The following is a 9,563-nucleotide window of genomic DNA, read 5'->3' as shown; positions in this document are numbered from 1 at the left end:
GCCAGCCGGCGGCCGCCGCGCGGACCAGCAATTCCAGCGGGTAGCCGGATCGCCGGTCGGCGACGCCGAGCTGCAGCAGGGCATCGCGGCGGGCCACCCGCATCGGCGCGATGTCGTGCACGGGCAGGCCGTGGCGGGTGCGCAGTCGCCAGCTCATGACGACCGTGCCCACCCGGGCCACCCACGGCCAGTGCAGTCCGGGCACCGGGCGGCGCCGGCCGGTCACCAGGTCGGCGCCGCGCTGCAGCTCGGCGTCGCCGACCGGCGATCCGGCTACCCGCTGGAATTGCTGGTCCGCGCGGCGGCCGCCGGCTGGCGCGTCGTCGAACTCGACATCAGCTACGGCCCACGCACGGGCGGCAAGTCGAAGGTCAGCGGTTCGCTGCGGGGCAGCATCACCGCGATCCTCGACTTCTGGAAGGTGATTTCGTGAGCGTCCTGCCGGTGACCCTGCTGGTGGTCGCCAAGGCGCCCGAGCCGGGCCGGGCCAAGACGCGACTCGCGGCGACCGTCGGCGATCGGGTCGCCGCCGAAATCGCCGCCGCCGCGCTGCTGGACACGCTCGACGCCGTGGCCGCCGCGCCGGTGGCGGCCCGGGTGGTGGCGCTGACCGGGGACCTGGCCGGCGCCGCGAACGTCGCCGAGATCCGCCAGCGGCTGGCGTCGTTCACCGTGATCGCGCAGCGCGGTGAGGATTTCGCGGCCCGGCTCGCCAACGCGCACGCCGACGCGGCCGACGGGCTGCCGGTGCTGCAGATCGGGATGGACACCCCCCAGGTGAGCGCCGATCTGCTGGGCGGCTGCGCGCGCCGGCTGCTCGAGGCGCCGGCCGTGCTCGGGCCGGCCCGCGACGGCGGCTGGTGGGTGCTGGGGGTGGGGGAGCCGGCGATGGCGCAGTGCCTGCGCACGGTGCCGATGTCGGTGCCCGACACCGGTGAGCTGACGTTGAAGGCGTTGCGCGACAACGGCATCGACGTGGTGACGGTGCAGACGCTGGCCGACGTGGACGTCGTCGACGACGTCGCGGTGGTGCGCGAGGCCTGCGCACCCGGCAGCCGGTTCGCGCGCGTCACCCGCGCGGCCGGCCTCTAGCGGGCTACCAGTGCGTCAGGATGATCGTGTTGAGCGCCAGCGCTCCGATCGCGTTGAGCGCCAACCAGATCCGGTGTGATCGCACCGGCAGCAGGGCGGCCGACGCGGGCAGCCAGACGGTGAACGGCAGCCAGATGCGTTCCACCTCGGCCTTGCTGAGCATGCTCAGGTCGGCCAGGACGACGGCGGCCAGCACACCCAGCAGCAGCAGCTGAAAGCCACAGCGGCGGCGGATCGCGGCCCGGTCGAACACCCGGCTGATTCCGGCGACACCGCCCAGCCCGATCGCGCACACCACGCACGCCAGGTTGGCCCAGCTCCAATATTGGAACGGCCGGTCCTTGGCGATGCCCTGCCAATAGCGTTGCTGCACCAGCGTATAGCCGTCGAACCAGAAGAACCCCGCGACGGCGAACGCCACCGCCACCGCGATCGCGGCCAGCGCCGCCGGGCCCAAGGCCCGCAGGACCGCGCGCCAGTGCGCCCAGCGGCCACCCGGCTGGTGGGCCGAGGCCAGCACCGCCAATGCCGGCAGCCCCATCAGCATCAGGCCGTAGTTGCAGAACACGCCCCAGCCCAACAGCAGGCCCGCGCCCGCGGCCGTCAGCGCGGGGTAGCGGATCGGGCGGTGCACCGCCACGGCCAGCAGCGCGATACCCCACGCCGCCACCCCGGCGAAGTATCCGTCGGCGGAGACGGCCACCCAGATGGCCGCCGGCGTCAGGGCGACGAACGGGGCGGCGCGCCGCGCGGTGGGCTCGTCGGCCAGCGCGCGCACGGCGATCACCACCGCGGCCGCCGCGCTCGAGCCGGCCAGCAGGCACAGCAGCCCGGCCCAGGCGCCGCCGTGTAGGCCGAGCCGGTCCAGCCAGACGAACGTCAGCAGCGCGCCGGGCGGATGCCCCGACACGTGGGTGGTCCACGAGTTCGGCTGGTAGTCCACGATCCGGCTGGCGAACGTGCGCAGTGTGGCGGGAATGTCGGTGATGCCCGGCACCTGTGACAGGTATTCGTCCCGGGTGGTCAGTCGCCCGGCGAAGCCGCGCTGCCAGCCGTCGATCATCGCCAACGCGAACGCCCAGCCGCACGCGGTGGCCCAGCTGCCCAATGTCAGCGTCCGCCACGAAAGGCGTTGCGCCACAATGGGTCCCCAGGCCACGACGGCGATCGCGATGGCGATGGCCGGCGCGGTTCCCCAGCCGGCGTGGATCAGCCAGTCGCCGAAGATCGGCGCGGATCCGGCGTGGGTGGCGAACTTCTCGGCGCCGACATCCAGGCGGGGCCGCACCCCGAGGTTCAGCCGCGGCAACACGAACGCCGCCGCCACCAGGACCACCCCGACCGTGACCGCTACCGCTTCGCGCGCTGCCTCTCGTCGAGCGATCCTCACGGACGAACAGCCTATTGATCGCTCGGCGCGGCGAACCGGCGCACCAACGCCGCACGGTCGACCTTGCCGATGCCGCGGCGTGGCAGCGCGGCAACGACGTGCAACTCGCGCGGGGCGGCGGTGGCGTCCAGGGTGCGGGTCACCTGCGCGCGCAGCTCGTCCAGGCCCGGCGCGGCGGATCCGTCTCGCACCACGATCGCGGCGACCACCCGCTGCCCCAGCCGGTCGTCGGCCACGCCGAACACCGCGCAGTCGCTCACGGCCGGATGGGCACACAGTGCCGCCTCGACCGGCTGCGGCAGCACGGTCAGCCCGCCCGTGCTGATCGCGTCGTCTGCGCGGCCCAGCACGGTCAGCACGCCCGCAGCGCTGACGGCGCCGAGGTCATCGGTGCGAAACCAGCCCGGCTCGGCGAACGGATCCGGGTCGACCGGGTTGCGGTAGCCCTTGGCCAGGGTCGCGCCCCCGATGACAATGCGGCCGTCGACCGTGCGCAGCCGCACCCCGTCCAGCGGGACGCCGTCGTACACGCACCCGCCGGCGGTCTCGCTCATCCCGTAGGTGCGGACCACGGTGATGCCCGCCGCGGCCGCGGCGTCGAGGACGGGTCGCGGAGCGGGACCGCCGCCGAGCAGCACCGCGTCCAGCTCGGCGAGCGCGGCCGCGGCCGCCGGATCACCCAGCGCCTTGGCCAGCTGCGCGGCGACCAGCGACGTGTACCGCCGCCGCGAGCCCAATCTCCTTATCGCGCCAGGCAATTCGGTGACGTCGAACCCGGCCGACACATCCATCTCGACCGGTACCGCGCCGGCGAGCGCGCTGCGCACCAAGACCTGCACCCCGGCGATGTGGTGTGGCGGCAGGGCGAGCAGCCAGCTGCCCGGGCCGCCGAGGCGGTCGTGGGTGGCCGCGGCGCTGGCCGTCAGCGCGGCGGCGGTCAGCAAGGCGCCCTTGGGAACTCCGGTGGTACCCGACGTCGCCACGACCACGGCCACGTCGTCGTCGATGGATTCCCCGACGCGCAGGCCCGCCCGCAGCGCGGCCGACTCGCGATCGTCGGCCCCGGGCAGCGCGAGAAGTGCGGGGTCGCGTCCGTCGAGCACCCGTTCCAGGGCGGGCAATAGCGTCGAGGCTGCCGCGCCCGACGGGACGTGCAGTGCGCGCAGTGCGACTATGCCGGGTCCCCGGCCTCGTCGGCTTCGTCGAACGGCCAGCCCTGGGCCGCCAGCCGGACCCGCACGCGCTCAACGTCATCCGGCGACGGCAGCTCGTCGGTGATCTGGGTGATCAGCACGCCGATGTCGACGTCGTCGAACTCACCGCGCCGAACCAGCTCGCAGGCCACGGCCTTCGCTTCGTCGTTGGACAACCGGCGGGCCAGCAGCGCGAGCACCGGGAAGGTGTCGGTCGCCGGAACGCCTTCGGGGTATCCCGCGCGCAGCCAGGACACGATGGAGTTGAGGAATCCGTTCACGCTGATACAGCTCCCCCCGGTGTCCGGTTCGGTAACTCGGTGGGCATTAACCGATGCTACTTGGGTTTCGCTCCGAGGAACGGATAGCCGGTGTGATGTGCGATGAAGTCACGGGCGATGTAGGCCAGCGCCAGCGCGATCACGGCGATCACCAGCGCGTAGATGGCCCACGCCACCCCCGTCAGCACCGGGTTGCGCTGCGTCGCGCTGCCGTTGCTGGCGCCGTCGACGTCACCGGCTCCGGCGGACTGCAGCCGGATCCCGAGGGCGAACAGCCCCGGCAGGGCGGCGCCCGCCAGCATGGCGAAGACGAGGATCTTCAAGCTGGCTTGGTAGTTGAACCAGTCGCTGATGTGACTCATGAAGCGCTCGCCTTAACCGTAGGGTCGTCGGAGTCGTGCCGGGGAGCGGTGCCGCCGAGCGTGGGTCCGGCGTCCGACGGCGGGTGCTGCTCGTCGGAGTCGAGCCCGCTGGTCAGGTCGCCCCGCCATTCGGCGTTGACGTTGTTGTGGTCGACCTTGACCTTGCGCGACCGGATGTAGATGGTGGCCGAGACGGCGACCAGCAGCGCGAAGCCGATGATCGCGCCGGGGTAGCCGCCGATCAGGTGCACGATCCAGTAGGTCAGGGCGCCGACCAGGCCGGCCAGCGGCAGCGTCACCAGCCAGGCGACGCCCATCCGGGCGGCGACGCCCCACCGGACCTCGCCGCCGGGCTTGCCCAGCCCGCTGCCCAGCACCGAACCGGTGCAGACCTGGGTGGTCGACAGCGCGTAGCCGAAGTGGGCGGAGAGCAAAATCACCGCGGCCGAAGAGGACTCGGCCGCCATGCCCTGCGGCGACTGTATCTCGACCAGGCCCTTGCCCAGGGTGCGGATGATGCGCCAGCCACCGAGGTAGGTGCCGGTCGCCATGGCCACCGCGCAGCTCACGATGACCCACAGCGGCGGCATCGACGCCGTCTTGCTGACCGAGCCGTAGGAGATCAGCGCCAGGAAGATGATGCCCATCGTCTTCTGGGCGTCGTTGGTGCCGTGGGCCAGCGAGACCAGCGACGCCGAGCCGATCTGACCGCGCCGGAAGCCCGCCTCGGTGCGGGCCTGCGGGACGCCCCGGGTGATCCGGTAGACCAGCCAGGTCGCGACCGCGCCGACCACGATGGCCAGGATCGCCGAGACGACGGCCGGGATGATCGCCTTGGAGATCACGCCCTTCCAGATCACGCCGTGCGCACCGACGGCGGCGATGGTGGCGCCGACGATGCCGCCGATCAGGGCATGTGACGAACTCGACGGGATACCGAGGAGCCAGGTCAGCAGGTTCCAGACGACGCCGCCCACGAGGCCGGCGAAGACCAGTTCCAGCGTCACGATGTTGGAGTCGATCAGGCCCTTGGCGATGGTCGCGGCGACGGCGGTGGACAAGAAAGCGCCCACCAGATTCAGCACCGCCGAGAGCGCGACCGCCGCCTTGGGCTTGAGTGCACCGCTGGCGATCGAGGTCGCCATCGCGTTGCCCGTGTCATGGAAGCCGTTGGTGAAATCGAAAGCCAATGCCGTGATTACGACAATGATCAAGAGGAACAATTGGATGTTCACAGCGCCTGATTCTGGTGGTAGGAGGATTCCATTGTCGAATGCTGAGGCAGTCGAAACGCGGGTGTACCTTGACTCGTCGCCAGATGTTACCTCTCAGTTAACCGGAATTACCCCGCCGTTCACCTCGGGTGTCACGCCGTAGCGGGTGGTCGGAGGGTATTTCGAGGAATATCAGGGTGATCCCGTCTGGGTCGGTCACGTGCATTTCGTAGAGGCCCCACGGCTCCTGGCGCGCCTCGCGCGCGATGGCCACCCCCCGGCCGCGGAGCTCGGCCTGGGTCGCCTCGATGTCGCGGACCTGCAGCCACAGCGCGCCCGGGAACGGTCCGCGCGAGTGGTCCGGGGAGCCGTAACCGGCCAGTTCAAGCAGCGACTGTCCTGCGAAAAAGACTGTGCCCGCGCCGTATTCACGCGCTATCGCCAGGCCGATCTGGTCGCGGTAGAAGGTCAGCGACTGCTGATAGTCCGCCGGCCGGAGCAACATCCGACTGGCCAGGATCTCCATAGCGTCGTGTCTATCACAGTGGCCGGGCAAAACGGCCCGTAGCGGCGGCCGGGTCAGCCGTCGTTATTGCGGTTGGGCTGGATGCTCTGGCGCTGCATGACGGCGTTGACCCAGCGCGGGCCGAACGTGTCGAGCGCCTTGGCGGCGATCGCCATCCGCGGTGCGATGCGCACCGGGCGGGTGCGGGCGGCGGTGATCATCCACTCGCCGGCCTCCTCCGGCGTCAGCGCCGGCATCCCCTGGTAGGCCTTGGTCGGTGCGATCATCGGGGTGGCCACCAGCGGGTAGTACAGCGTGCTGGAGTGCACGCCCTTGTCGCCCCACTCGGTTTCCACCACCCGGCTCACCGTCGACAGCGCGGCCTTCGAGGCGTTGTACACCGCGAACAGCGGTGAGGCCTCCGACAGCACGCCCCACGTCGAGACGTTGATGATGTGCCCGTCGCCGCGCTCGATCATGCCCGGCGCCAGCCCGCGGATCAGCCGCAACGGCGCGTAGTAGTTGAGCACCATCGTCCGCTCGACGTCGTGCCAGCGTTCCAGCGACTCGGCCAGCGGCCGGCGGATGGACCGGCCGGCGTTGTTGATCAGGATGTCGATTCCGCCGAGACGCTTTTCGACGTCGGCGACCAGCGCGTCGACGGCGTCCATGTCGGAGACGTCGCACGGGATCGAGATGGCGTCACCGCCCGCCGAGGTGATGCGGTCCGCGAGCGCGTCGAGCAGCTCCTGGCGGCGGGCCACGACGACCACCGTGGCGCCCGCCCGGGCGAACTGTTCGGCCGCGGCCTCGCCGATGCCCGACGACGCCCCGGTGAGCAAGATGCGCTTGCCGGCCAGTTCGATCGGCTTGATCAGCGGACGATTGACCAACACTTGCGGCGCCATCGGAGGACGCATGGTCGCCAGCACGAACTGGTCGGCGATCCGGCGAAGGGGACTCTTGCTCACGGGAGGCGAGTCTAGGCGGTGGCCCCGGGCACCCCGGGCCGCTCAGAAGTAGCGGGGGAACCGGCTCCAGTCCGGGTCGCGCTTTTCCAGGAAGGCGTCGCGGCCCTCGACGGCTTCGTCGGTCATGTAGGCCAGCCGGGTGGCCTCGCCCGCGAACAGCTGTTGGCCCACCAGGCCGTCGTCGAGCAGGTTGAACGCGAACTTCAGCATCCGTTGCGCCTGTGGGGATTTCGCGTTGATCTCGCGCGCCCATCCGATGGCCTCGGATTCCAGCTCGGCATGGTCGACGACGGCGTTGACCGCGCCCATGTGGTGCATCTGCTCGGCGGTGTAGGGGCGGCCGAGGAAGAAGATCTCGCGGGCGAACTTCTGGCCGACCTGGCGGGCCAGGTACGCGCTGCCGTAGCCGCCGTCGAAGCTGCCGACGTCGGCGTCGGTCTGTTTGAAGCGGGCGTGTTCGCGGCTGGCCAGGGTGAGGTCGCACACCACGTGCAGGCTGTGCCCGCCGCCGGCCGCCCACCCGTTGACCAGACAGATCACCACCTTGGGCATGAACCGGATCAGCCGCTGCACCTCGAGGATGTGCAGCCGCCCGGCGCGGGCGGTGTCGACGGTGTCGGCGGTCTCGCCGCTGGCGTACTGGTAGCCGCTGCGCCCGCGGATGCGTTGGTCGCCGCCGGAGCAGAACGCCCAGCCGCCGTCCTTGGGCGAGGGCCCGTTGCCGGTCAGCAGCACCACGCCGACGTCGGGGGACATCCGGGCGTGATCGAGCACCCGGTAGAGCTCGTCGACGGTGTGCGGCCGGAACGCGTTCCGCACCTCGGGCCGGTCGAACGCCACCCGCACCGTGGCGTCGTCGACGTGGCGGTGATAGGTGATGTCGGTCAGGTGGCCGAACCCGTCCACCGGATGCCACTGGTCGGCATCAAAGGGGTTGTCACTCAAGGTTTTTGAACTCCTATGCCGGGTCCAGCCGAAATACCGGACACACGCCCGCCAGCGCCTCGAACTCCTCGGGGCGACCATCGGTGACCAGCCCCGAGCGCTTCATGAAGCCGACGCCGGTGGGCACCTCGGTGGGAAACGCCCGCAAGAACGGGCGCGCCGCATCGGCGGACAGCTCCACCATCCGCACCCGCTCGCGGTGCCGACCGCGGGCCAGCGTCGCGTACTCGGCGGCACGGACGTTGCGGATCCAATCCGCGCCCGGAAACCCGGCCACCACATAGCGTTTGCCGTCCACCGTCATCGGCGTCACCGGCGTCGACCGGGGTGTGCCGGACTTGCGGCCGGGCACGGTCAACACCACCGGGCTTTCACCACCGAAGCTCAGGCCCAGCCGCGAGAGCCGGATGAAGACCTTGTTCGCCGGCTTCAGCCACCACGGCGGTTTGGGGGACGGCTTGCTGCCGTCGGGCGTACCCATGCCTGACACAGTAGTCAGCTCTGGGGCGCCTCCAGGAAGGGTTCGACGCCGTGCGCCCAGGGGTCGGCGCCGGGTTCGGCGACGGCGTCGAGCCGGGCGACCGCCTCGGCGCTCAGTGTGACGCCCGCCGCGGCGATGTTCTCCTCGAGGTGGGCGACCGACCGGGTGCCGGGAATCAGCAACGTGTTCGGCGCGTGCGCCAAGATCCAGGCCAACCCGACCTGGGCGCCGCTAACGCCCAACTCGCCGGCGATGTCGGCCACCACCGGGTTGTCGGCGACCTTCGGGAATCCGGGGAACGCCGAGCCGAGCGGGAAGTACGGCACCCACGCGATGCCCGCGTCCACGCACAGCTCGAGCATGGCTTCCTGGGAGCGGTCCAACAGACTGTAGGCGTTCTGCACGCAGACGATGCCGGCGGGCAGCGCTCGCCGCAGCACGTCGAGCGACACGCTGCTGATCCCGATCGCCCCGATCTTGCCCTCGTCGCGCAGGGCGATCAGCTCGGCCAGCTGGTCGTCGAGGTCGACGATCTGGTCGCCCTCGGCGGACATGCCGATCCCGGTGTCGAGCCGCCGCAGGTTGACCACCGGGACGCGATCAAGGCCGAGCTGGCGCAGGTCGTCTTCGACGGCGGCGCGCAGTTCGGCGGGCCGTTGTGCCGGCGCCAGCGGGATCGGTTGTTCGCCGGTGTAGCGCGCGCCGACCTTGCTGACGATGACGAGGTCGTCGGGGTAGGGGGCCAGTGCCGCGTGGATCCGGCGGTTCACCTCGCCGGGTCCGTAGAACGACGCGGTGTCGATGTGGTTGACGCCCAGTTCGATCGCGCGACGCAGCACCGCGGCCGCGTCGTCGGCGGTCGTCGCCTCGAACAGTTGCATGGCGCCGTAGCCCATGCGGGCGACGGGGGTCACGCCCAGAGTGCCGATGCCGCCGGGCCGGGGTTGGTCTGTCATGGTGCTCCTGAAGAGATCGGGTGACACACTGGTGAAAGCGGAGGGGCCTCCGCATTCATAGCGTAACAGAACCGGAGGAGCCTCCGCTTTGGTGGGAAGGTCGGACGCGCGCCGCAATCGCGAACGGCTGCTGGCGGCGGCCACCGCGGCGTTCACCGCGCACGGCGCGGCGG

Annotated in this window: 12 protein-coding genes and 2 pseudogenes; 3 read left to right on the top strand and 11 right to left on the bottom strand. The window is 70.9% G+C overall.

The window, feature by feature from the left end:
* Positions 1-253: pseudogene (locus tag A5624_RS26335) on the bottom strand (glycosyltransferase); the annotation flags it as partial.
* On the opposite strand from A5624_RS26335, the gene A5624_RS26330 reads away from it, so the two are divergent.
* Together A5624_RS26330 and A5624_RS26325 are read left to right on the top strand one after the other, a co-directional pair.
* Positions 191-433 (top strand): hypothetical protein, encoded by a 243-nt coding sequence (locus A5624_RS26330; RefSeq protein ID WP_066873313.1) that lies wholly within the window; start codon positions 191-193, stop codon positions 431-433. The pseudogene A5624_RS26335 and the gene A5624_RS26330 sit on opposite strands and share 63 nt — an antisense overlap.
* Positions 430-1,092 carry a DUF2064 domain-containing protein gene (locus A5624_RS26325; protein ID WP_066873310.1) on the top strand — a complete coding sequence of 221 codons (663 nt, stop codon included), beginning with the start codon at positions 430-432 and terminating at the stop codon, positions 1,090-1,092. Before A5624_RS26330 ends, A5624_RS26325 begins: the two co-directional genes overlap by 4 nt.
* A gap of 4 nt (positions 1,093-1,096) precedes the next feature.
* On the opposite strand, the gene A5624_RS26320 is transcribed toward A5624_RS26325, so the two are convergent.
* The 10 genes from A5624_RS26320 to A5624_RS26275 all read right to left on the bottom strand — a co-directional run bounded on the left by A5624_RS26320 (position 1,097) and on the right by A5624_RS26275 (position 9,390).
* A complete protein-coding gene (locus A5624_RS26320; protein ID WP_066873307.1) occupies positions 1,097-2,482 on the bottom strand; it encodes a hypothetical protein in 1,386 nt (461 codons plus the stop codon).
* An 11-nt stretch (positions 2,483-2,493) separates the two neighbouring features.
* Positions 2,494-3,585, bottom strand: coding sequence for an o-succinylbenzoate--CoA ligase (menE, locus tag A5624_RS26315; protein WP_066873304.1), 1,092 nt, complete (start codon positions 3,583-3,585; stop codon positions 2,494-2,496).
* Between the two features lie 68 nt (positions 3,586-3,653).
* The gene (locus A5624_RS26310; protein ID WP_066873301.1) at positions 3,654-3,956 is read right to left on the bottom strand and encodes a DUF3349 domain-containing protein; all 303 of its coding nucleotides are present in this window, start codon (positions 3,954-3,956) and stop codon (positions 3,654-3,656) included.
* Positions 3,957-4,012: 56 nt separating this feature from the next.
* Positions 4,013-4,318: a hypothetical protein gene (locus A5624_RS26305; protein WP_066873298.1), complete on the bottom strand. Its 306-nt coding sequence runs from the start codon at positions 4,316-4,318 to the stop codon at positions 4,013-4,015.
* Positions 4,315-5,553, bottom strand: coding sequence for an inorganic phosphate transporter (locus A5624_RS26300; protein WP_066873296.1), 1,239 nt, complete (start codon positions 5,551-5,553; stop codon positions 4,315-4,317). The genes A5624_RS26305 and A5624_RS26300 overlap by 4 nt, the downstream gene beginning before the upstream one ends.
* Positions 5,554-5,650: 97 nt before the next feature.
* Positions 5,651-6,058: a VOC family protein gene (locus A5624_RS26295; RefSeq protein WP_066873293.1), complete on the bottom strand. Its 408-nt coding sequence runs from the start codon at positions 6,056-6,058 to the stop codon at positions 5,651-5,653.
* A 53-nt stretch (positions 6,059-6,111) separates the two neighbouring features.
* Positions 6,112-7,008, bottom strand: coding sequence for an SDR family oxidoreductase (locus A5624_RS26290; RefSeq protein WP_066873289.1), 897 nt, complete (start codon positions 7,006-7,008; stop codon positions 6,112-6,114).
* A 42-nt stretch (positions 7,009-7,050) separates the two neighbouring features.
* Positions 7,051-7,953, bottom strand: coding sequence for a 1,4-dihydroxy-2-naphthoyl-CoA synthase (locus A5624_RS26285; RefSeq protein ID WP_066873286.1), 903 nt, complete (start codon positions 7,951-7,953; stop codon positions 7,051-7,053).
* Between the two features lie 13 nt (positions 7,954-7,966).
* Positions 7,967-8,434: a nitroreductase family deazaflavin-dependent oxidoreductase gene (locus A5624_RS26280; protein WP_066873284.1), complete on the bottom strand. Its 468-nt coding sequence runs from the start codon at positions 8,432-8,434 to the stop codon at positions 7,967-7,969.
* A gap of 14 nt (positions 8,435-8,448) precedes the next feature.
* Positions 8,449-9,390 (bottom strand): aldo/keto reductase, encoded by a 942-nt coding sequence (locus A5624_RS26275; protein WP_066873281.1) that lies wholly within the window; start codon positions 9,388-9,390, stop codon positions 8,449-8,451.
* Positions 9,391-9,478: 88 nt separating this feature from the next.
* On the opposite strand from A5624_RS26275, the pseudogene A5624_RS28385 reads away from it, so the two are divergent.
* Positions 9,479-9,563: pseudogene (locus tag A5624_RS28385) on the top strand (TetR/AcrR family transcriptional regulator); the annotation flags it as partial.

Source organism: Mycobacterium sp. 1482292.6, from assembly GCF_001672995.1.
Lineage (GTDB): Bacteria > Actinomycetota > Actinomycetes > Mycobacteriales > Mycobacteriaceae > Mycobacterium > Mycobacterium europaeum_A.
Note: the sequence above shows the minus strand (reverse complement) of the source record. Positions and strands in the feature narration are given on the sequence as shown.

Bases quoted from the DNA above. Each gene is read 5' to 3' on its own strand.
- A5624_RS26305 (WP_066873298.1), bottom strand. From the start codon at position 4,318: ATGAGTCACATCAGCGACTGGTTCAACTACCAAGCCAGCTTGAAGATC.
- A5624_RS26295 (WP_066873293.1), bottom strand. From the start codon at position 6,058: ATGGAGATCCTGGCCAGTCGGATGTTGCTCCGGCCGGCGGACTATCAG.
- A5624_RS26280 (WP_066873284.1), bottom strand. From the start codon at position 8,434: ATGGGTACGCCCGACGGCAGCAAGCCGTCCCCCAAACCGCCGTGGTGG.
- A5624_RS26275 (WP_066873281.1), bottom strand. From the start codon at position 9,390: ATGACAGACCAACCCCGGCCCGGCGGCATCGGCACTCTGGGCGTGACC.